The sequence below is a fragment of the Occallatibacter gabretensis genome (assembly GCF_001449115.1).
GTDB lineage: Bacteria > Acidobacteriota > Terriglobia > Terriglobales > Acidobacteriaceae > Telmatobacter > Telmatobacter gabretensis.
On the sequence record NZ_LAIJ01000004.1, the window covers coordinates 40532 to 61045 of the forward strand.

At 56.3% G+C, this 20514-nt stretch carries 19 protein-coding genes; 10 read left to right on the forward strand and 9 right to left on the reverse strand.

Annotated elements, in window-relative coordinates:
- The first annotated feature begins 72 nt into the window (after positions 1–72).
- Positions 73–660: a class IV adenylate cyclase gene (locus VO84_RS03905; RefSeq protein WP_058185981.1), complete on the forward strand. Its 588-nt coding sequence runs from the start codon at positions 73–75 to the stop codon at positions 658–660.
- A 41-nt stretch (positions 661–701) separates the two neighbouring features.
- Positions 702–1121, forward strand: a complete 420-nt coding sequence (locus VO84_RS03910) for an energy transducer TonB (RefSeq protein ID WP_082661687.1) — start codon at positions 702–704, stop codon at positions 1119–1121.
- A gap of 66 nt (positions 1122–1187) precedes the next feature.
- On the opposite strand, the gene secA is transcribed toward VO84_RS03910, so the two are convergent.
- The 3 genes from secA to VO84_RS03925 form a co-directional block, all read right to left on the reverse strand.
- On the reverse strand, positions 1188–4208 hold the full coding sequence (secA, locus tag VO84_RS03915; RefSeq protein ID WP_058185983.1) for a preprotein translocase subunit SecA: 3021 nt from the start codon (positions 4206–4208) through the stop codon (positions 1188–1190).
- Between the two features lie 96 nt (positions 4209–4304).
- A complete protein-coding gene (locus VO84_RS03920; RefSeq protein ID WP_058185984.1) occupies positions 4305–4694 on the reverse strand; it encodes a hypothetical protein in 390 nt (129 codons plus the stop codon).
- Between the two features lie 61 nt (positions 4695–4755).
- Positions 4756–6384 carry a DHA2 family efflux MFS transporter permease subunit gene (locus VO84_RS03925; RefSeq protein WP_058186022.1) on the reverse strand — a complete coding sequence of 543 codons (1629 nt, stop codon included), beginning with the start codon at positions 6382–6384 and terminating at the stop codon, positions 4756–4758.
- A 113-nt stretch (positions 6385–6497) separates the two neighbouring features.
- Between VO84_RS03925 and VO84_RS03930 the strand changes: the two genes are divergently transcribed.
- From VO84_RS03930 to VO84_RS03940, 3 genes are all read left to right on the forward strand, one after another.
- A complete protein-coding gene (locus VO84_RS03930) occupies positions 6498–7088 on the forward strand; it encodes a TetR/AcrR family transcriptional regulator (protein ID WP_231737774.1) in 591 nt (196 codons plus the stop codon).
- 107 nt (positions 7089–7195) lie between these two features.
- Positions 7196–10573 (forward strand): S41 family peptidase, encoded by a 3378-nt coding sequence (locus VO84_RS03935; RefSeq protein WP_058185985.1) that lies wholly within the window; start codon positions 7196–7198, stop codon positions 10571–10573.
- Between the two features lie 104 nt (positions 10574–10677).
- Positions 10678–11148, forward strand: coding sequence for a DinB family protein (locus tag VO84_RS03940; protein WP_058185986.1), 471 nt, complete (start codon positions 10678–10680; stop codon positions 11146–11148).
- A gap of 16 nt (positions 11149–11164) precedes the next feature.
- On the opposite strand, the gene tmk is transcribed toward VO84_RS03940, so the two are convergent.
- Positions 11165–11830, reverse strand: coding sequence for a dTMP kinase (gene tmk, locus VO84_RS03945; RefSeq protein WP_058185987.1), 666 nt, complete (start codon positions 11828–11830; stop codon positions 11165–11167).
- A gap of 104 nt (positions 11831–11934) precedes the next feature.
- Here tmk and VO84_RS03950 point away from each other — a divergent pair, with 104 nt between their 5' ends.
- From VO84_RS03950 to VO84_RS23000, 3 genes are all read left to right on the forward strand, one after another.
- Entirely contained in the window at positions 11935–12405 is a 471-nt protein-coding gene (locus VO84_RS03950) for a hypothetical protein (protein WP_157439710.1), read from the forward strand.
- Positions 12406–12446: 41 nt separating this feature from the next.
- Positions 12447–12887: a hypothetical protein gene (locus VO84_RS03955; protein WP_058185989.1), complete on the forward strand. Its 441-nt coding sequence runs from the start codon at positions 12447–12449 to the stop codon at positions 12885–12887.
- A 124-nt stretch (positions 12888–13011) separates the two neighbouring features.
- Entirely contained in the window at positions 13012–14064 is a 1053-nt protein-coding gene (locus VO84_RS23000; protein ID WP_082661688.1) for a YXWGXW repeat-containing protein, read from the forward strand.
- 119 nt (positions 14065–14183) lie between these two features.
- On the opposite strand, the gene VO84_RS03965 is transcribed toward VO84_RS23000, so the two are convergent.
- The 5 genes from VO84_RS03965 to VO84_RS03980 form a co-directional block, all read right to left on the reverse strand.
- Positions 14184–15404: a pyridoxal phosphate-dependent aminotransferase gene (locus VO84_RS03965; protein ID WP_058185991.1), complete on the reverse strand. Its 1221-nt coding sequence runs from the start codon at positions 15402–15404 to the stop codon at positions 14184–14186.
- 268 nt (positions 15405–15672) lie between these two features.
- A complete protein-coding gene (locus tag VO84_RS23270) occupies positions 15673–15897 on the reverse strand; it encodes a ribbon-helix-helix protein, CopG family (RefSeq protein WP_157439711.1) in 225 nt (74 codons plus the stop codon).
- Positions 15836–16132: a hypothetical protein gene (locus VO84_RS03970; RefSeq protein WP_058185992.1), complete on the reverse strand. Its 297-nt coding sequence runs from the start codon at positions 16130–16132 to the stop codon at positions 15836–15838. Before VO84_RS03970 ends, VO84_RS23270 begins: the two co-directional genes overlap by 62 nt.
- A 9-nt stretch (positions 16133–16141) precedes the next feature.
- Positions 16142–16663: a hypothetical protein gene (locus VO84_RS03975; protein WP_058185993.1), complete on the reverse strand. Its 522-nt coding sequence runs from the start codon at positions 16661–16663 to the stop codon at positions 16142–16144.
- Complete coding sequence (locus VO84_RS03980) at positions 16660–17484, reverse strand: DDE-type integrase/transposase/recombinase (RefSeq protein ID WP_058185994.1); 825 nt, start codon at positions 17482–17484, stop codon at positions 16660–16662. The genes VO84_RS03975 and VO84_RS03980 overlap by 4 nt, the downstream gene beginning before the upstream one ends.
- 98 nt (positions 17485–17582) lie before the next feature.
- Here VO84_RS03980 and VO84_RS03985 point away from each other — a divergent pair, with 98 nt between their 5' ends.
- Both VO84_RS03985 and VO84_RS03990 read left to right on the forward strand, forming a co-directional pair.
- Positions 17583–18515, forward strand: a complete 933-nt coding sequence (locus VO84_RS03985; protein ID WP_058185995.1) for a lysozyme inhibitor LprI family protein — start codon at positions 17583–17585, stop codon at positions 18513–18515.
- 207 nt (positions 18516–18722) lie between these two features.
- On the forward strand, positions 18723–20510 hold the full coding sequence (locus VO84_RS03990; RefSeq protein ID WP_082661689.1) for a sodium:solute symporter family protein: 1788 nt from the start codon (positions 18723–18725) through the stop codon (positions 20508–20510).
- The last annotated feature ends 4 nt before the right edge of the window (positions 20511–20514 follow it).

Here is a 20514-nt window from a genome sequence, read left to right on the forward strand (position 1 = left end):
GCCCGTCCGGCAGCGGACGGGCCTTTGTTTTGAATGAATGGCCAGCGAGTGGACCCGGCGTATACTTTTTGCATGATCGCCGTGGAGACCGAAGTAAAATTTCGCGTTACAGACGCGGAGGACCTCAGCCGTCGGCTGAAAGAATCTGGATTTCACTGTGAGACGCCGCGCGCGTTTGAGAGCAATACACTCTATGACACTGCCGACCGGATGATGCGCTCCAGAACCGAGATTCTTCGCATTCGCAGCTACGCAGGCCGAACGGTGTTGACCCACAAGCGGCCGCCGGAATCTGGGCCCGGGGAAGACCGGCACAAGCATCGCATTGAGACTGAGACCGCAGTTGCGGATGGAACGGCGCTGGCGGAGGTTTTTCGCTCGCTGGGGCTGGCTCCGGCCTTTCGATACGAGAAATGGCGTAGCGAGTGGAGCGATGGCAACGGACATTGCGTGGTGGATGAGACCCCGATTGGCAGCTTTGCCGAGCTTGAGGGCGAGCCGGAGTGGATTGACCGTGTAGCTGCGGCACTGGGAGTTGCGCCGAATGATTACATTACCGCCAGCTACGGCAGGCTGTTTGAACAGTGGCGCGCGGAGAACAATTCCACTGCCTCAGACCTGACCTTTGAAGCAGTTCACGCTTCCGCCGCAGCACACTGAACTGCGCGGCTTGTCCCGTTTCTTCGCCTGAAACTCCTCTCATGTGCAGCCGCAATCCGCCGATAAAACGGACAGATGCGCCACCGCGCTCGAGGACCCCAATGAGGAAATCATTCGCCTCTTCCCTGCTGAATTTCCGGCAGCATCTGAACAGCTGGTTTGCCCGCGTTGCCTTCCTGGTTCTTCTGGCCGCCTTGGCAGTTACTGCCCGTGCGGATGAACGCGCTGTCAAGACGCGCGTGCAGCCTGTTTATCCTGAACTCGCCAAGCGCATGAAGATCTCCGGGTCTGTCAGCATTCAAGCCACCGTGGATGCGGAAGGCAAAGTTACCGATGCCAAGGCTATGAATGGAAACCGCCTGCTGGCCGGTGCTGCCGAGGATGCTGTTCGTAAATGGAAATTTGTTCCAGGCGACGGTGTTTCGGTTGTGACCGTGGAAATCAACTTTGCTATGCAATAAAACTGAAGGTATTGCGGCACACAAAAGGCGCGCCAGAGTGGCGCGCCTTTTGCTATCGGGCGCAGCTTATGCTTCCACGCCGTGGCATTTTTTGTACTTCTTGCCTGAGCCACAAGGGCACGGATCATTGCGGCCTACTTTTTCGCCCGTGCGGCGCTGGTTAGGCGCGCCGGCAGCGGAGCCTCCGGCCATCTGCGCGGCTTTTAGCTCCCGCTCCTTTTTGCGAGCAAACTCCTTTTCGAGTGCGTCGATGGTGGTGTGCGGCGCGCGCGTAGGTACGGGTACGGCTGCGGCCGCGATTTCGCGAGGAGCAGGAACGGCATCGATGACAGCACTGGCCACAGGCGGCGCAGGAGGAACATGCCTGCTAGGCTGCGGTACAGCCTGCACCGGCTGACCACTCTCATCGATGATCTGCATGCGGAAGAGGAAGCGCACGGTGTCTTCCTGGAAGCGCTGCATCATGCTCTCAAACATATCGAAGGACTCGCGCTTATAAGCCACGAGCGGATCCTGTTGCGCGTAGCCGCGCAGGCCGATACCTTCCTTCAGGTGATCCATTGAGAGGAGATGATCCTTCCAGAGCCCATCGATGACGCTGAGCATGACCATGCGCTCGTGATAGCGCATAGTCTCAGGACCGAGAATTTTCTCCTTCGCTTCGTACTCCTGCTTGAGCCGTTCGTAGATAGTATCGCCTAGCTCGTGGCGATTGAGTTCGGCGATGTTGATGCCTGCAGCGCTCAAGCTGAGCCCGAACTGGCCTATGACCTTCTCTTCGAGACCCTTCACATTCCACTTGTCAGGATGCTCGTTTTCAGGCGAGAACTCATCCAACGCGCCGCTCAGAATATTGCTCACGTAGTCATCCAGCACAAGCTCACGCTGGTCGACACCTTCAAGAAGCTTGCGACGCAGGCCATAGACGGCTTCGCGCTGCTTATTCATTACGTCGTCGTACTCAAGCAGATGTTTGCGGGACTCAAAGTTTTGCGCTTCGACAGCTTTCTGCGCACCTTCAATGCGCTTGGAGATCATGCGCGACTCGATAGGCACGCCTTCTTCCATGCCCAAGCGCTCCAGCAATACGGAAACCCACTGCTTGGCGAAGATACGCATGAGATCGTCTTCCAACGAGAGGAAGAAGCGCGAGGCGCCTGGGTCACCTTGGCGTCCGGCACGGCCGCGGAGCTGATTATCAATGCGGCGGGACTCGTGACGCTCCGTGCCGAGGATAAAAAGACCGCCTGCCTCGCGGACTTTTTCCCGCTCAGCATCGGCGGTGGCGGCATGGATGATGTTGACCTCTGTCCAGTCGGGCTCAGAGATCTCAAACTCCTGCCCCTGATAGTAGAAGCGCAGGAAGCCGGCTGGGGCCATGGGGTTGATGGCGCCCTCAGCCAAACTGATGGCGCGAGCGTGCCCCTGCTTGACGAGCTGCTGGCGGGTCATGAAGTCCGCATTGCCGCCGAGCAGAATATCCGTGCCCCGGCCCGCCATATTTGTGGAAATGGTTACCATGCCGAAACGACCGGCCTGCGCGACGATCTCCGCTTCGCGCTCGTGGAATTTTGCGTTCAGCACGACGTGCCGCACGCCCTTGCGCTGCAGGATGTTCGAGAGGCGCTCCGATTTCTCAATGGAAGTGGTACCGACCAGGACAGGCTGGCCTGTTTCATTCAGCTCGGCGATGCTGTCCGCGACAGCTGTGTACTTTTCTTTCTCAGTACGATAAACAACGTCAGAATTTTCGAGGCGAAGCATCGGCTTGTTTGTGGGGATGACCACGATCTCAAGCTTGTAGATTTTTTCGAACTCGGCGGCTTCAGTTTCTGCTGTGCCGGTCATGCCGCTGAGCTTTTGATAGAGGCGAAAGTAGTTCTGGAAGGTAATGGTGGCAAGGGTCTGATCTTCCTTGCGGATATTCACGCCTTCTTTGGCCTCGATGGATTGGTGCAGGCCATCACTCCAGCGGCGACCCGGCATGAGACGGCCGGTAAAGGTATCGACGATAATGACTTCGCCGTCCTTGACGACGTATTCCACGTCGCGGCGATAAAGCGCATCCGCCTTGATGGCATTTTCGACGTAATGCTTGAGATCCCAGTTTTCGACGTCAGCAATGTTGTCGATGCCGAGATGTTTTTCGATGGTGATCCAGCCCTCGTCTGTGACGCCGATGGTGCGATGCTTCTCATCGACAACATAATCGCCGCTAAAATACTTCTCACCTTCAGAGAGCGAGATTCCGAGTTCTGCCTGGCGCTTGTGGTCACTCCACTCCACTTCTTCGCCTAACTTGAGCAGGGGCATGATTTTGCGAACGCGAACATATTGATCAGAGGTGACGTCAGTGGGGCCGGAGATGATGAGTGGCGTGCGTGCTTCATCGATGAGGATGGAGTCGACTTCATCGACAATCGCGTAATAGTGCCCGCGCTGTACGCAGTCCTTGATATCGAACTTCATGTTGTCGCGCAAGTAATCAAAGCCGAATTCATTGTTGGTGCCGTAAGTGATGTCAGAGGCGTAGGCATTGCGGCGTTCCTCATCGCTCAAGTCGTGCACGATAACGCCGACGGTGAGGCCGAGAAATTCATAGATTTTCCCCATCCACTCGGCGTCGCGCTTGGCGAGGTAGTCGTTGACCGTGATGACGTGAACGCCTCTACCGGCAAGTGCGTTCAAGTAACAGGAAAGCGTAGCGACGAGAGTCTTTCCTTCTCCGGTTTTCATCTCGGAGATTTTGCCCGCGTGCAGTACCATGCCGCCGATCAGTTGCACGTCGAAGTGGCGCATTTTGACTGAACGCCAGCCAGCTTCGCGGACTACCGCAAAGGCCTCCGGGAGGATCTCATTGAGCGCAGCGTTCTCAGCGACCTTGATGGCATCCGCATCGTTAAGTTCAGCAACGCGAGCCGCGATACGCGATTTGAATTCAAAAGTTTTGGCGCGAAGCTGCTCGTCGGAGAGTTTCTGAACGCTTTCTTCCAGTGCGTTGATTTGCGCCACAATGGGCACAAGGCGTTTAACGGCACGCTCATTGGCTGTGCCGAAGATTTTTGTCAGTACTTTATCGAGAACCACGTGTTGCTCCGTATTTCAGTGTGAATTCCGCGCTCTGAGGGAGTTAGGCCTGGGATCTTTCGCGGGCCTGTGAACGATGCTGCAAACCTGAAAAGGTCAGGCGAGCGAGACAGGCGGAGGACGCTGGAAGGAGGAAGGAAGAGCTGGAGATGCCAGATAACAGCGGGAGAAATCTGTTCGGAAAGCCAGAAAACCCAACGGCGCAATGAGGCCGATGAACAGCACCGGCAACATAGCCTGTATCAGGCTATCACTGGAGTTGCGAGTGGCGGAGTATGTCTGGCGCGAGGACCAGCTCTTCAGCAGCCGTGGAACGCCGCGCGGAGTGAATGCGCTGGAATTTGAATGCCCGGAGAGAAACTCGAAGACAGGATGCGCGAATGCCGCGGAGTTTGCCGCACCGGCTTCTGCGCGCGCCACGGTGGCAACAGCCACAACGGCGACCGCAAGCCAAATCCACGCGCTTCTGTATCGAGTAGCTTTCATGCCTGGGAGTAGATGAGCCATAGGCCCATCTACTTATTGTGCCATAAAGGAGCCTGGCGCCTCAGTGCCCACCGGCCGGTCCGCCGCCAATATGGAAGCGCCGCGTCAACAGCACCAGCGGGGCAGCGATCAGCGTCAGGATGCCAATAATGTAGAAGCAGTCCATAAAGGCAAGCATCTGCGTCTGATTATGGAGCTGGTCGTAGACGCGACCATACGCGGCGCTGAGCGCGTTAGCATGGGAAAAGCCGTGCGTCTCAAGAAAAGCTGCCGTGTTTTGCACCTGCTGCTGCAGCCAGGGAGAAGAAGCGGCGATACTGCCGCCAGTCCTGGATTGATGGAAGTCCTGCCGGCGCTCCGTGATGGTGCTCATAAAGGCAATGCCGAAGCTGCCGCCCCAGTTGCGAAAGAAATTGGTGAGCGAAGATGCCTTGTTGTTTTCGCTTGGCTTGAGCTCCGAGTAGGCAATGACCGAGAGCGGGACGAAGAAAAATGCGTAGCCGAGACCCTGGAGCGCGCGGGCCCAGGCATAGTGCGCGTAATCGGTGTCTAGAGTGAAATGGCTATAGTGGATGAAAGAAATTCCGACCACCACCACAGCACCGAAGAGCAGGATACGCGGCTGGACGATTTTGCGCTGAACGAGCTGTGCACCTACGGGAGCCAGCAGCGTGATGACAAATGCGCCGGGGCCGAGAACCAGTCCCGCGTCGATGGCTCGATAGCCGTAGAGTGATTGCAGGAGTTGCGGGATCATGGTGGTCGATGCAAAGAGCCCGACGCCGAAGACGAAGTAGAAGAGATTGGCGAGAGCGAAGTTACGCGATCTCAGCAAGCGGAATTCAATGACTGGGTCTTTGTGATGGAGCTCCCAGAAGACTGCCGTAACGAGACAGACTAAGGCAATGACAAACATCACCACGATGAAGTTGGAGCCGAACCAATCGTCAATCTGACCGCGATCGAGGAAAATTTCCAGCGCGGCTGAGCCAATACCGATCAATGCGATGCCTAAGGCGTCCACGCGAAGCTTGCCGTCCGGGCCGCGAACGGTTTTGCGTTCCTCTGCAAACTGTGGCGAATCATGCACGAAGCGGCTGGTGAGCACCATGGAAAGAATACCGATCGGGATATTGATCAGGAAAACCCAACGCCAGTTGTAGTTGTCAGTGATCCAACCGCCGAGCACCGGGCCAATGGCCGGTGCGGTGACAATCGCGATGGTGTAGAGCGCGAAGGCCGAGGCGCGCTGGGCCGGCGGAAAGGTATCGACCAGGATGGCCTGCTCTACCGGGGCAAGACCGCCACCACCAATGCCCTGCAGAACGCGCGCGAGCAGCATGATTTCGAGGCTTGGCGCGATGCCGCAGAGAAACGATGTTGCGGTGAAAAGCGCCACGCATATCATGTAGTAATTTTTGCGGCCAAGCACGCGGGAAAGCCATGCGGACATAGGCAAAACTACGGCATTGGCGACTAGATATGTAGTTAGAATCCAGGTGACTTCGTCATAAGAGCGCCCCAGGCCGCCGGCTATATAAGGAAGAGAAACATTAGCGATGGAGGTGTCAAGCAACTCCATGAATGTGGCCAGCGTGACGGTAAGCGCAATCACCCATGGATTGATGGCGGGGCGCGCAACGGTCAGGCGGAGCGGAGCGGATGGGGCAACGGTAGCTGTGGCGGCCATGCAGAATCCGAAGTTGCTTGAAATTTGAGACCGATCGGTCTCATAATGGATCAGATTCAATGTGGCAGCTTCGGATGCGTTTTTTTGCATCCGATGGATTCAGAGGAGCAGAGATGGCGAAGAAAGGCGAGACAACACGGCAGATGATTGTTGTCGCGGCTGCGCCTATCTTCAATCAGCGCGGCTACGAGGGAACCTCCATGCAAAATCTGATGGAGGCTACGGGCCTGGAAAAGGGCGGGCTCTACAGGCATTTTTCCGGCAAGGAAGAGCTTGCCGCTGAGGCACTTCGTTACTCGCTGAAACAGTCTGTCAAAATACGTACCGAACACGTAGATGGCGAGCACGGCGCGCTCGCGTTGCTGAGATCGCTGGTAAGACGGTTCGTTGAAAAACCGTCCAGTATGCCGGGCGGCTGTCCGCTGATGAACACCGCTATTGATTCAGACGATGGCAACCCCACTTTGCGCGGATTGGCGCACGAAGCCTTGAGTGACTGGAGAACCCGGCTGATCAAGGTCATCAGCGATGGAATCCGTGACGGTGAAATCAAAGCGGAGACCGTTCCTCGAGAGATCGCGAATACGATCATTGCCGCGCTCGAAGGAGCACTTATGATCAGCCGGCTGGATGGAAATCGGGTTGCGCTGGCGGACGCGCGGAAATCTCTGGAAGTTCTACTGAACCAGATCGCTGCAGGGTAAAATCCTCTTAACGCAGATTCAAGAAAGCCTGCTAACGCGAAAGCCTCGCTCTCTGCAACGAAGCTGAGGCATTCTGCACTTTCAATTCAGAAACTTCCGGAGGCTTGATGCCCATCCAGCTCTCGTTTGCCCGAGTCGCAACCCTTGCTGCTCTGTGCCTTGTTTCTACCGTCCCAGCATTTGCAGAAAACGCGCCTGACACCGGCGCAGAACATACGCATCGAGGCTACTACCGTTACCCGGCGGTGCATGGCGAGACAATCGTCTTCACCTCTGAAGGTGATCTGTGGACTGTTGGCCTCCATGGCGGCACCGCACAGAGGCTGACTACCGCTCCCGGAACCGAGCAAATGGCGACTATCTCGCCTGACGGCAGGACGGTGGCATTTCTGGCCAATTACGAGGGACCGAGCGAGATTTACACCATGCCTATTGCGGGCGGGCTGCCCGAACGGCGTACCTGGGAGGGGTCAGTTCAGCCGGCTGGATGGTCACCGGATGGCAAGCTCCTGATCTCCACTGAGCGCTACTCTACGCTGCCAGGCAACAGGCTGGCGCTGATTGACACACAGGGCAAGCGTGAGATTCTTCCGCTGGCTGAGGCAGCTGAAGGAACCTATTCCGGCGATGGCAAGACGCTTTTCTTTACGCGTTGGACAAAGCAGTGGAGCGAGACGAAGCGCTACAAGGGCGGATTTGCAGAGAGCATCTGGAAGTTCGACGGCGAGCATGAGGCCGTTCCACTCACGGCGGATTTCGCAGGCACCTCTGCGCACCCGATGTTCTGGAAAGACCGTGTGTATTTTCTCTCGGACCGCGACGGCATTATGAATGTCTGGTCGATGGATACAGAGGGCAAGCATTTGAAGCAGGAGAGCCACCAGAAGGTCTTCGATGTGCAGGCAGCATCGCTCTCCGATGGACACATTGTTTACGCATCGGGCGCAGATCTCTGGCAGGTAGATCCTGCTACGGGCAGCGAACAGGCGATTCCAATTACACTTCAGTCCGACTTCGACCAGATGCGTGAGCACTGGGTAAAGAAGCCGACCGACTACCTGACGGAAGTGCATCTTTCGCCAGATGGATCGAGTGCCGTTTTCACCGCGCGCGGTGAGGTCTATGTGATTCCGGCCAAGCCGGGCCGCATTGTGAAGGTAGCTTCAAACTCAGCAGTGCGCTATCGCGAAGCGCACTTTCTGCCGGATGGAAAATCGATTGTGACGCTTTCGACAGAGAGCGGCGAGACGGAGTTCTGGAAGTATCCGGCAAATGGCGTGGGTGCACCGGAGCAATGGACGCGCGATGCAAAGGTTCTGCGCTGGGATGGGGTTCCCTCACCGGATGGACGCTGGCTTGCACATTGGAATAAGGACCAGGAGTTGTGGCTCTACGACATCAAGGGCAAGCAGGAGAAACGCATTGCTCAGTCGATGAATGGAGACTTTGGCGACATAAACTGGTCTCCGGATTCGAAATGGCTGACCTACTCGGAGACGGCGAACAATTCTTTCCAGCAGATCAAGATTCTCAATGTTGATTCCGGCAAGATCGAGACCATTACCTCTGACCGTTACAACAGCGGCAACGCGCAATGGAGCAGCGACGGTAAATGGCTTTATTTCCTCTCTGATCGATCGTTGGAGACCACCGTGCCGGCTCCCTGGGGACCGCGCGCGCCTGAGCCGCATTTTGATCGCACGGTGAAGATCTATCAACTGGCTCTGACCACGGGGCTGCGCTCGCCTTTTCTGCCGGACGATGAGCTTCATAAGGACGGCAAGGATATCAACGACAAGGACGCGAAGAAAGAAGACAAGAAGGACGACAAAAAGCAGGACGATAAATCTTCCGCGGATAAGAAAGACGACAAGAAATCGGACGACGAGAAGAAGGATGACAAAAAGGACGATAAAAAAGACGAGAAGAAGGTTGAAGTCAAGATCGACTTTACCGACGTTGCAGCGCGGGTGACGGAGGTTCCCGTTCATGCAGGCAATTACGGCAGTCTGCAGCTGACCGAGAAGCGACTTTGCTGGATCAGCGCGCCCGATGAGCATGTTTCTGTGGAGTGCCTGGATATTGCTAACAAGGGCGATGAGCCGGATACCGTTCTGCGCGATGTAAGCGGTTTTGAAATTTCGCAGGACCGCAAGAAGATGCTGGTGGCGCAGAGTACCAACTTCTATATCTTTGATTCCGACGTCAAGGATGGAAACGGCGCGAAGGCAAAGTCCGGCATCGATCTTTCACGCTGGAGCATTACTACAAATCCGCGCGAAGAGTTCCACGGTCTCTTTCTGGATGCGTGGCGCCTGGAGCGCGATTACTTCTACGACCGCAACATGCAAGGCGTGAACTGGCCGGCAATGCGCGACCGTTATCTTCCGCTGGTGGATCGCGTGTCGGATCGTGATGAGCTGAATGCCGTAATTGCACAGATGGTGGCAGAGCTTTCCGCGCTGCACACCTTTGTGAGCGGCGGCGATGCGCGAAAGCCCAGCGACCATATCGATGTTGCCACGCTTGGAGCGCGTTTGAAGCGTGACGAAAAGGCCGGCGGTTACGTGGTGGAACATGTGTATGAACATGATCCCGATCTGCCGAACCAGGCACCGCCTCTGGCCAAGCCCGAATCGGCGGTAAAGGAAGGCGAAGTTATCACCAGCATTGATGGTACAGATGCGCTGAGCGTACCGGATGAGCGCGTGCTGTTGCGCGGCAAAGCCGGAACCCAAGTGCTGCTGCATATAAAGAACGACAAGGGCGAAGCGCGCGATGTGATTGCTGTACCGATTTCAGCAAATGAAGACTCAAACATGCGTTACTCCGAATGGGAGTATACGCGACGCACTGTGGTGGACAAGCAATCAAACGGAACGATTGGATATGTGCATCTGCAGGCGATGGGCTCTGGAGATATCAACCAGTGGGCGCGCGAGTTCTATCCGGTCTTCGATCGCCAGGGGCTGATTATCGATATGCGCCACAACCACGGCGGCAATATCGACTCGTGGCTCTTGGAGAAGCTGCTTCGGCAGGCGTGGTTCTATTTCCAGGGCCGCGTGGGCAACCCGACATGGAATATGCAGTATGCGTTTCGCGGACACGTTGTCGTGCTTTGCGATCATGAGACAGCTTCCGATGGCGAGGCCTTCAGCGAAGGCTTCCGTCGGCTTAAACTTGGCAAGGTAATCGGCATGCGCACATGGGGCGGCGAAATCTGGCTGAGCGGCAGCAACGTGCAGGCTGATAATGGCGTGGCGACGGCTGCGGAGACAGGCGTCTATGCTGATGGCAAGTGGTTGATTGAGGGCCGCGGCGTAGAGCCGGACATTGTGGTGGATAATCTGCCGCACTCGACGGATACCGGAGACGATGCGCAGTTGAATGCCGCGCTGAAAGAACTGGAGCAGGAAATTAAGGCAGATCCGCGCCCTGTTCCGCCGCCCCCGCCCCATCCAAATAAGTCGTTCCACAATTAAAAGCAGAAGAAGAAAGCATCCTGATTCTCTTGGAGGGAATCTCTTGAATTGTGTGAGCGCCGGGCTTTCTACGCCGGCGCAGAATCCAGAGAGCGAGAGGTTTCATGAATCATGACGCGGCGTTGCGGCAACAATTAGTAACACTACTTACGAGCAGCGAGGCGCATGCTGAGTTCGAGGACGCCGTGAGTAAATTCCCGGAAGAGCTGCGCGGAAAGCGCCCGGAAGATTGCCCGCATTCGCCATGGCAGCTTCTTGAACATATGCGCATTGTCCAGTGGGACATTCTGGAATTTACACGCGATCCGAAGCATAAGTCCCCGGAGTTTCCGGAAGGCTATTGGCCGAAGGCCCCTGAGCCTCCGGATGCGAAAGCATGGGACAAGACTGTGAAGTCTTTTCTGGCGGACCGGAAAGCCTTGTGTGAGCTGGTAGCGGATGAATCAGTTAATTTGTTTGCGAAGATTCCACATGGGGATGGGCAGACGATTCTACGCGAAGCTTTATTGACCGTAGACCACAATGCCTATCACCTTGGCCAGCTGCTGCTGTTGCGGCGGACGTTTGGCGCGTAAATCCGTATGTGAGGGCCTATTTCTTATGGGCCTGAGTGAGCCGCATCGTTACGGCTTCAATAATCTGCTCCTGCACCTCGTCAATGGAGAGATCGCCTTCAATCGTCACCACACGCTCGGAGTCGCGCGAGGCGATCGCGCGATATTTCTCCCATACGCGCTGAAAAAACGCCTCCTGCTCGGCTTCAAAGCGGCCTTCATCCTTAGCTTCATCCGCGGCTGCGCGCTCGTTACGGCGGCGCGCGCGCTCCAGGCTGCGTTCCAGTGACGGCAGCAGCAACAGCGTCAGGTCCGGTTGCAGGCCTCCGCAGATGAGTTGATGCATTGCGAGCACCAGATCTGAGCCGAGTTCCCGACCACCGCCCTGATACGCCTCGGTGGAATCGGTAAAGCGATCGCAAAGAATTGTCTTGCCTGCGGCAAGCGCGGGCTCAATCACTTCTGCAATCGCCTGTGCGCGATCGGCAAACATGAGAGCCATCTCCGATAAGGGAGCCAAACCACCGGTGCGCGAGTTAAGAAGCAGCTCACGGATGCGGTCCCCTGTCTCGGTTCCACCCGGCTGCCGCGTCACCACGGGATCGGCGCCGCGCTTTCGCATCCATGCACCCAGACGCTTAATCTGGGTGGTCTTTCCGGAGCCGTCGAGTCCCTCAAACGTAATAAATAAGCCCTGTGGCATGGCGTGAGTCTACCATCCAATGTCGAACGAGACGATTGCACTGCAATTGTGATAGAAGTGTGAAGATTTGTTGACAGGGCTCCGCTCCCTGTATGGAGTGCGCAGTGCGAAAGATCAGAATTTCCCCCGTTGCGGCTGTCCTCTCAGCCGCGATTTTCTGCTTGGCCAACCTTAACCTCCAAGGTCAGAACCTCACCCTGGAAGGACAAACCGGCGGCTTCGTCACGCCTACGGCTTACGTTGTTCCCGTTGAGAAGAGCCATGTTTTCTCGCACCCCACTGTGGGTTATTACTTCGTCAACGCCAACAAAGTGATTGGCGACATTCACACCTTCAGTATTGTGGAGGGTTTTGGCAATCGCGCCGAGGTTGGCTATACACGAAGCGTGCACCAAACGGGCGACAGTGCGGAGTTCAGCCAACTCTGGCATTTTGCGGGCATGAATGTCTTTAACGGCAAGCTCGTAGCCATTAAAGATGGACAGGGATCGCCATTTACTCCCGGCCTTGCAGTGGGATTCGTGGTGCGGACCGGAGATAAATTTGTCTCCGCGGCGCCATCGATGGGCTTCTAGGCCAAGCGGTCAAGTCTTATACCAATGGCGATATTTATGCCGTGGCCACCAAAACATGGCTGCACGCTCCGTTGCCTTTTATCGCCAATTTTGGCTTTAAGGTAACAAATGCATCCATTCTGGGCATTGGCGGCCAGTCAACACGCTTCCAGGGCAGATTATTCGGCGGCCTCGGGATTCCAATTCCCTTCCTGTTCCACACTGCCATTATTCCCGCGGCCGGATTTCTCCAGCAACCGCCTCACTCTGTAAACCTGAACGAGGTTCTAGTGGTGCATGAAGGACGGCTGCCGACGACGCTCGACTATGCGGTCCGGATCACGCAGCGTGAGAATCCGCACTTCAGCTTCGGAGTAGGCATTGGCCAGGTAGCAGGCATGATTGGTGAAACCTATGTACCGCCTCCATATGGTCCGGGTCCTGTTCCCGTGGATCTGCAGGCACGCCATGTGCTCGGCATCAATCTCGGCTTCCGCTACTGAAGGCTTTATCCTGTTGAATATGAATGTTTTTTCACAAGCTCTGCAACTTCCCAAGGGTGCAAGGGTTCTAAGTTTGTAGTCTGCCAAAGCACGCAGGCTCTAGATATTCAGGAGGATTACCTATATGAGATTTTTACGATCTTCTGCACGTTGGCTATTGCTCGCGCTGCTAATTTCCGTGATTCCCGCCTCGCAGGCACGTGCAGGCGTCATTATCAGCGTCGGCTTTGCGCCTCCTGTGCTGCCGGTTTATGTGCAGCCAATTTGCCCACAACCTGGGTTGATGTGGACTCCGGGCTACTGGGCATACGGCCCTGATGGCTACTTCTGGGTGCCTGGCGCATGGGTACCGGCACCTTATATGGGCGCGCTTTGGACCCCACCCTACTGGGGTTGGGAAGGCGGCAATTATCTCTTCCACGGCGGTTACTGGGGTCCGCACGTGGGCTATTATGGCGGCATAAACTATGGCTTCGGCTACGGCGGCATCGGCTTTGCCGGCGGCATGTGGCGGGGTGGAGTCTTCGCATACAACACCGCGATCATGCGCGTCGGCTCCGGTGGAGCATGGGGCAATCGCGTCTATGTGGACCGCGAAGTGATTAACCGCACCACGATCATTAACAACAACCGCGTGGCCTTCAATGGCGGACCGAATGGCATTCGTTATCAGGCCAGCGCGCAGGAGCGCTCGTATATGAACGAGCGGCATGTGCAGGCGACGAGCTTCCAGACCCAGCATGAGCAGACTGCCCGCGGCGATCGCATGGCCTATGCCAAGGCTAACAATGGCCGTCCGCAGAATCTGGTTGCCTCCCGTCCGCTCCAACAGGAAAACCGTCCGGCACCAGGTGCACGGCCAGGTAATGAGCAGCGCCCCGGCAATGAAGCCCGGCCTGCGGGTCCTGTGAATACCGGACGTCCGGGACCGGCCACGCGCCCGCCAGGGGAATCGCGGCCTGCTTACAACCAGCCTGGAGCGAGGCCAGCCCCGGAAACTCGTCCAAGCCAACCCGCGACGCGGCCAGCTCCCGAGTCTCGTCCGAGCCAGCCTACAACAAGGCCGGCTCCAGAGCAGCGGCCGGCACCACAGCAGCAGACGCGCCCCGCTCCCCAGCCTCATCCGCAACAGTCTCATCCGCAGCAGGAGCGCCCACACGAACCTAAGGGCAGGTAACTCTTCCTTCAGGCATACAACATACGCGAAGGCCCACGGAATCCCGTGGGCCTTCGCGTATCTGCAGCAAAAAGCCCCCGATACATCGGGGGCTTTTTGCTGACCTCAGGCTCTGACATTTACGACATATGGGTAAACGGCGTTTCGGCCAGCCGTCCTGGCAGGCGGGGCAGCTCCAGCTCAGCAGCGACTGCAGGGGCGGCCATCACTTCTGTAAATGCCTTGCGGAAGGCGAGCATCTCGTCATGCGTGCCGACCGTGATGCGCACCCGCGTGGGCCATACCGGCCAGATGCGGCCGATGTAGATGTCCTTTGCTGCCATCCCCGCCATCACTTGCCGGCCGGGGCGACGAACATCGAGCATAAAGCAGTTGCTCTCGGAGGGCGTGACTGCATAGCCATCGCTTTTGAGCCAGGCAAGTGTATCCATACGCGTGTCGCCAATAATCTTGCGTCGCGTCGGTACCAGAGCCTTATCCATCAGGCTCGCTTTAGCCGCAACCAGCGCTGTGACAGGCATTGAGTTTTGTCCGAAATATTGATACTTGGCGATCAAGTCCTTACGCCCTATGGCAAAGCCCATACGAATGCCGGCCATGCCATAAAGCTTGGAGAAGGTCCGCAGAACGATGACATTCTTCCCATCCTTCACAAAGTCCAGGGACTGCGGCTCCGTGCAGAGGTGAATGTATGCCTCGTCAATCAGGATGACGGTATCCTTCGGCGCACCAGCCACCAACTGCTCAATCTCTGCGCGCGGCGTGCATGTGCCGGTGGGATTGTTGGGGTTGCAGATATAAATCACGCCGGGATTCGCTGACGCGGCAAGCATCGCCTTCACATCATGCTTAGCCGCACCATTCGGATCGGCCAGAGGAACCTTGATGACCTGCGCGCCAGATGCTTTTGCCGCCCACATGGGCGCTTCATAGCCGGGGTCCGCAATGACCAGCGGGCGATCCTTGCTCGTAAAGGCCAGCACTGTGTAGTGCAGCGGATCGCTGGACCCGGCAAAGACCTTCACAGTCTCCGGATCGAGTCCCTCCTGCTTGGCGAAGGTCTCTGTCAGATCCATCTCAAGATTGAAAAGGTAGCGCCCTCCCCGCGGAACAATGTCCACAATAGCCTGGCGCGCAGCCTCAGAAGGGCCTAGCGGATTCTCATTGGCGTCAATGTGGATGCCCTTGTTGGGATCGGCGAACTGAGGACGTTGAGCCAGAGCAAGGTGGGATTCAGTCAAGATGGGCAAGGAGGCCAGCGCGGACGCGCCGGCGGCGAAGCGGAAGAAGGAACGGCGCGAAAATGCGCTAGCGACAACAGAGTCTACAGAAGGATTCATGAGTGGCTCTCCTTGATGCTGCATTGTTTAGGCAGATATATGGAGCACGCGCCGCCAGCGCGCCAGGAGGGAGGTCTCCGGAATGGCGAAGCAGGTGTGTGGAATTTCCCATAAGACACGTTAGCTCCGAACATCGCCAAATTCAATAGCCTGTGTATAAGGATTCCTGATAATTCCGAGTGCTGTCCGCTCAAATTGGGGGTAGTGTCCTAATTTGGATTGCAACACCGATTCGCAATTTAGACACACTGTTTGGCTCGTCATGTGCTTATGCCCTCTCCGTTGCCAGCAACTTTCCCCGAATGAATTCCGACCGTGTTTTCCCGGTGACTTTGGCTTCTGCCTCAATCGTTCGCAGTTCGTCCGCCGTCACACGGATTCGGAGCATTTCTCCCTTGGCGCTTCCCTTGGGCAGTTTGGGGCGTCCGGCTTTAGGTTTCTTCGGCTGATTCAAGGCTTCTGAACTCCTGTACGATTGCAGCGCGGACCGCATCCGCTGCTGATTTGATCGGACCCAGGTGCAGGGCTGTTACGTGATGGTCGGCGTCATTTTTCCACGCATAAACAATGGCCGCTCTAGGATGGCCTATCAGATCAAAAACCTCGACGATTCCCTCCCAAACGGTTTCACCCTTGAATGTCTCTTTTACGGGCACACTTTCACGGTGCGTTGGTTGCGCACCGTGCAGTTTTCGGATTACCTCAGCTAGTTCTTCGATGGGTGTCATGGATGGTCTCTATTCGGCGATCAAACCGTTGAGCATTTCCTCGGCGAGAGACTCCGGGGTGCGGACAAGAAGGGCCTGTTGGAAACAGACTTGCCCAGCCTGATTGATGAAAAGTGGACACGATCCGTTCTTGGTGTTTTTCTCCGCATTGCCGCTGTATTCCCACGTTAGCGCCTTTTGCGAAGAGGTCGGTTCAAACGTCACTTTCAGATCCGTCGCCACTCCATCCAACTCAAACCGCACATCCAACTGATTGAGGGCTATATCTTTTACCCGGACAATGACCGAACGGTAATTTTCGTTAAGTTCAAGGCACTTCTGCTTCACAGATTCGCAAACGTATACCCAGAGATTTGGACCTTGCTCTTGGAGCAACTTGCGATTTTCGAGCAAAACATGGTCCCTCATCTCTTTATCCTTCACTCTTTTGCGCAGTTTATCTGCTGCCTCCGCTCCCCACTTTGCCGACATATCGAATACTCCTTTACCGTAACTTCCCGTAGAGAACTCTACAGCCAATTGGAGCCTCATGCAGTAGCCTCCACCAAGTCTCCCACGGTCCACGTAGTTCCGGTGACGCCTGCGGCCATTGCCGGGGTGCAGCGAAGCGTATTGTGGCGCTTGACGAAGTTGTAATAGGCGAAGTGAAGGCCAACCGCCGCCTCGAAATTCTCCAGTTTCTTGCTGAATGCCAGCGTGAGGCGGGTCAACCGGCGCATGTGGAGGCGGGTTGTAGCATTCAGCCGTTCGACATAACTGGTAGAAATCAGGTCCATATCGGGGCGACCCGCAACAACCTTCTTTTCGGCGGAAACGAATTCCGGTTGGCTGTAGCGGCGATGGTCGCCGGGGGTCGTAGGCCCATAGGTCTTGATGATTTGACCGTAGTCCACATCCGCTCCGAAAGCGTTCTCTACCGCATTCACATAGGCATTCAGGCCATCGGTGGAGATTTGGACTCTCATCTTCATGCGAGAGGCGATGTCCTTCATAAAAGCGTTCGCCGTGGCTACATCCCGCTTGCCCACGCGGAAGGCGGGAACCAGCTTCGTTTCGGCATCAATAGCGCAGAATGTCCACACGCTGCCAAGCGAGGAGTCATCTTCAGGCTTGACGTGCTTCTCTTTCTTGCCGACAAACCCCCAAATCTCATCCATCTCCAGACGAGTGCAGGGCAGATCGCGCATCTTCTCATCCATCAGGGCCGTGCATCCCTTCCCAACCTTCACGCCCAGCCGCATGATCGTGTCGCGGTGAACGCCGGTCATGCGCTCGATTGAGCGGATGCTGGAGCCTTCCGTGAGGGCCGCGATGATTGCGATTTGCCTGTCGGTATTGAGTACGTTTGCCATGTCATCTCCTGATGTATTTAATGTACCCCAATAATTAAATCGAGTCAAGATATTTTTGGGGTACAATTTACTCAAAACCTCAATAACTGGAGGCCGCCGTGGATGATCAAGCCCCATCCGGTCAAAACGCAGATAAACCCAGCGGTGGTCCGCTTATACCTGATGCTGTCCAGCCGATCAACGCCCAGGCAACAAGCGACACCGCCGCACAGCAACTCGCAAAAGGCGAAAAAGAAATGAGCGGGTTTGAGAAATCGACCCTGCGATGGGCTAAAACTGCCGTTATTATGTCCGGTCTTGCGGCACTGTTCGTCTGTGGGCAATGGTATGAAATGCACGAAGGCGGGGCCGACACTCACAACCTTGCTACCGCTGCTGGTACGCAAGCCGCTCAAACTACGAATCTTGCAACTTCCGCCGGTACACAGGCCACAGCCGCAGGCGGTTTCGCCAAGAGCGCATCGGAAATCGACACCAAAATCGCCTTGGCCGAACAAGACTTCGCGCGGATGGCGAAGAACTCCGAAGATGCGATCAAGGCTACTCAAGAGTCTATGCGGCAAGATCAACGGGCCTGGTTGGGCGCGGGCGATTATACCTACACTCTTGCTGAATCTGGGCCGATTGAAAGCGTCGCCAACCTCACCAATACTGGGAAAAGTCCAGCTCTGAATATCCTTTGCAGAATTACTGGAACGACTAAGCTGAAAGATTATGTCCTGCGAGACTCTGACATTGTTTATCCCCAAGAACTGCCCACTCTCAGACAGGGAGCGCTTTTCCCAAATCAGCATTTTCCACTCAAGGCAACGGGGCCCCCGATGGACCCGGAAAAACAAAAGGTTTGGTTTGGCAACATCCAGAGCGGGGAGTGGATTGAATACTTCTTCGGCGAGGTTCGATACATTGATACTCTCGGGAAAAACCATTGGACGCACTTTTGCACTCAGTATATTGCGCCCACAAAGAGCGGCACCCCATGCCCCGTTTATAACGACGCTGGCGACGAGGAGCCTGCGAATCCAAATTAGGACACTACCAAATTGGGAGCGGACTGGCGCAGGCCGGGTCTGGAGCGATACACTTCCCGCCGCGTCTCATGACGCCAAGAAGTATGGCTTGCCAGGCTCTCCGAAACGACTCTGATATTGCTTGACAAACCATGTAGTAAACCCATTTACTTGAGGGCGAACGTCCACTCAGATTCACGGACCGGAAGTCCTATCGTTAGGTGACGAATGTTCTCTTTTGGCCCAACTTCCCTTGCTGCCGGCCTGCCCGCCGCTGCCGTACAGTCCCTTGCTTTCAGCACGCCCTCGCTGGCCCATCTTGGCTGGCTCGACATAGCTGTCATCGCCATCTACTTCGTCATCGTCATCTGGATCGGTTTTTACCTTAAGGGTCAGGCCAACACCAGTGAAGAGTTCTTCATGGCTGGCCGCGAGATGACGGCCTGGATCGCCGGCCTCAGTTTTGTCTCCGCCAACCTCGGCTCGCTTGAACTGATGGGCTGGGCAGGTTCGGCATATCAGTACGGCATTCTGGCCGCTCACTGGTATTGGGTCGGCGCCATTCCTGCCATGCTGTTCCTGGGCATGGTGATGATGCCCTTCTACTATGTCTGCAAGACGCACTCGGTGCCCGGATATCTCAAGCTGCGTTATGGTCAGGGCGCAAGCGTTGTCGCCGCGCTCTCCTTTGCTTTCATGACCGTTCTGATGAGCGGCGTCAACATGTTCGCAATGGCCGTGGTGATGAAGGTCGTCCTTGGCTGGAACCTGAGCTTCTCGATCATTGTCTCCTCACTGGCTGTCGCTGCTTACGTGGCTCTAGGCGGCCTGCGTTCGGCAATCTTCAACGAGGTTTTGCAGTTCGTTTTGATCTGGGGCGGCGCGCTCCTGGTGCCGATTCTCGGCCTTGTTGAGGCGGGCGGATGGAGCGGCTTTCAGGCCAAATTGGCCGCAAATATCCAGTCCGGACTGGTCCCTGCGGGAGATTACACGCACATGTGGCGCTCCATGGGCCACTTTTCCGATAACCCCATGGGCATCCACTGGACCGGCATCGTCTTTGGCCTGGGTTTTGCCATCAGCTTCGGTTACTGGACGACGGACTTTCTCGTCGTGCAGCGAGTGCTCGCCGCCAACAATCTGCGCTCGGCGCGCATGGCTCCAGTAATCGGCTCATTCTTTAAGATGGCTGTTCCTTTCATCGTGATTCTGCCCGGCTTGCTGGCTCTGGTGGTACTCAAAAATCCTGACGGCAACCTGATCCATCTTGTCGGCGAGGATATGGTCAAGGGCAACCCTGGCCTGCACAGTTACAACGAAGTGTTGCCGCTGATGATGGTGCGTTACATGGGACCGGGCCTGCTGGGTCTGGGCATCACAGCGCTCATCGCGGGCTTTATGAGCGGTATGGCCGGCAATGTCAGCGCCTTCTCCGCCATCTGGACATACGACATTTATCAGCCGCTCATTAACAAGAATGCGCGCGATGAACATTATGTCGCCGTGGGTCGCTGGGCCACCATCCTCGGCGTAGTCGTCTCCATCGGCACTGCCTACATGGTGATGAACGCGGCTGGCATCATGGCGTACGTGCAGGCGCTCTTCAGTTTCTTCATCTCGCCGCTGCTCGGTGTCGTTCTAGTCGGTATGTTCTGGAAGCGCGCCACTAAGGAAGGCGGCTTCTGGGGCCTCCTGCTGGGTACGCTGACTTCGATTGGTCTCTGGGCGTGGGTTTATATCAATCCCTCGGCGTTGCGCTTTGTGGCGCTCTCGCCCGATGCCAAAGATATGGCTGAAAACATGTACCGCGCGCTGTGGTCCGTGATCGTATCGATGGGCGTGAACGTGATCGTAAGCCTGCTCACCAAGCCGAAGCCGGCGGCGGAACTGGATGGCCTGACTTACGGAGCCACCAAACTGCCTACAGAAGAACCTGTTCCATTCTTCAAGAATGAATGGTTCTGGACCGCAATCGCCGGCGTGCTCTTTGTTGCGCTCAATATCTATTTTTGGTAACGGA

Excerpts from the sequence above, each read along its gene's own strand:
- VO84_RS03905 (WP_058185981.1), top strand. The coding sequence starts at position 73 with ATGATCGCCGTGGAGACCGAAGTAAAATTTCGCGTTACAGACGCGGAG.
- VO84_RS03910 (WP_082661687.1), top strand. The coding sequence starts at position 702 with ATGTGCAGCCGCAATCCGCCGATAAAACGGACAGATGCGCCACCGCGC.
- VO84_RS03920 (WP_058185984.1), bottom strand. The coding sequence starts at position 4,694 with ATGAAAGCTACTCGATACAGAAGCGCGTGGATTTGGCTTGCGGTCGCC.
- VO84_RS03925 (WP_058186022.1), bottom strand. The coding sequence starts at position 6,384 with ATGGCCGCCACAGCTACCGTTGCCCCATCCGCTCCGCTCCGCCTGACC.
- VO84_RS03930 (WP_231737774.1), top strand. The coding sequence starts at position 6,498 with ATGGCGAAGAAAGGCGAGACAACACGGCAGATGATTGTTGTCGCGGCT.
- VO84_RS03935 (WP_058185985.1), top strand. The coding sequence starts at position 7,196 with ATGCCCATCCAGCTCTCGTTTGCCCGAGTCGCAACCCTTGCTGCTCTG.
- VO84_RS03940 (WP_058185986.1), top strand. The coding sequence starts at position 10,678 with ATGAATCATGACGCGGCGTTGCGGCAACAATTAGTAACACTACTTACG.
- tmk (WP_058185987.1), bottom strand. The coding sequence starts at position 11,830 with ATGCCACAGGGCTTATTTATTACGTTTGAGGGACTCGACGGCTCCGGA.
- VO84_RS23000 (WP_082661688.1), top strand. The coding sequence starts at position 13,012 with ATGAGATTTTTACGATCTTCTGCACGTTGGCTATTGCTCGCGCTGCTA.
- VO84_RS03965 (WP_058185991.1), bottom strand. The coding sequence starts at position 15,404 with ATGAATCCTTCTGTAGACTCTGTTGTCGCTAGCGCATTTTCGCGCCGT.
- VO84_RS23270 (WP_157439711.1), bottom strand. The coding sequence starts at position 15,897 with ATGCGGTCCGCGCTGCAATCGTACAGGAGTTCAGAAGCCTTGAATCAG.
- VO84_RS03970 (WP_058185992.1), bottom strand. The coding sequence starts at position 16,132 with ATGACACCCATCGAAGAACTAGCTGAGGTAATCCGAAAACTGCACGGT.
- VO84_RS03975 (WP_058185993.1), bottom strand. The coding sequence starts at position 16,663 with ATGAGGCTCCAATTGGCTGTAGAGTTCTCTACGGGAAGTTACGGTAAA.
- VO84_RS03980 (WP_058185994.1), bottom strand. The coding sequence starts at position 17,484 with ATGGCAAACGTACTCAATACCGACAGGCAAATCGCAATCATCGCGGCC.
- VO84_RS03990 (WP_082661689.1), top strand. The coding sequence starts at position 18,723 with ATGTTCTCTTTTGGCCCAACTTCCCTTGCTGCCGGCCTGCCCGCCGCT.